Below are 600 nucleotides of genomic sequence, written 5' to 3'. Positions count from 1 at the left end.
TCATCCACCAGCAAACCAATCGCAAGCACCAAGGCAAGCATGGTCAACACGTTGATGGTAAATCCGAACACGCCAAGGATCGCAAACGTCCCAAGAATAACAACAGGAACCGCAAGCGTTGGAATAAGTGTCGCCCGCAGATTTTGCAGAAACAACAGCATCACAAAGAACACGAGGATGATCGCTTCGATCAGCGTTTTTTGTACTTCATGGATCGAGATTTCAACGAACGGCGTGGTGTCATAAGGAATGACATAGGTCATGCCTTCGGGGAAAAATTCCGCATATTCCTCGATCTTCTCGCGGACGAGTTCCGATGTATCAAGCGCGTTGGCCCCCGGTGCAAGTTGGACGGCCATCCCAGAGGCAGGGTTGCCGTTAAACTGCGCGATAGCCATGTAGTTTTCCGCACCAATCTCGACACGGGCCACATCTTCGAGCAACACAAGTCCTCCATCGCCTTCTGATCTCAGAATAATGTTGCGGAAATCTTCGGGCGTTTCCAACAGGGATTGCGCAGTGATTGTTGCCGTAAAGGCCTGACCGTCTAGCGAAGGAAGCGAGCCGAAAGAGCCTGCAGAAATCTGCGCGTTTTGCGAC

Annotated in this window: 1 protein-coding gene; it reads right to left on the bottom strand. The window is 51.5% G+C overall.

All coding sequences use genetic code 11. The features are described from left to right. A partial coding sequence (locus AB9F27_RS21985) for an efflux RND transporter permease subunit (protein WP_369758215.1) occupies window positions 1-600 on the bottom strand: 600 nt, incomplete at both ends.

This window comes from Falsihalocynthiibacter sp. CO-5D18, assembly GCF_041205445.1.
GTDB classification, from domain to species: Bacteria; Pseudomonadota; Alphaproteobacteria; order Rhodobacterales; family Rhodobacteraceae; genus Falsihalocynthiibacter; species Falsihalocynthiibacter arcticus.
The sequence above is the reverse complement of the archived record's forward strand: the minus strand, read 5'-3'. Positions and strand labels throughout refer to the sequence as shown.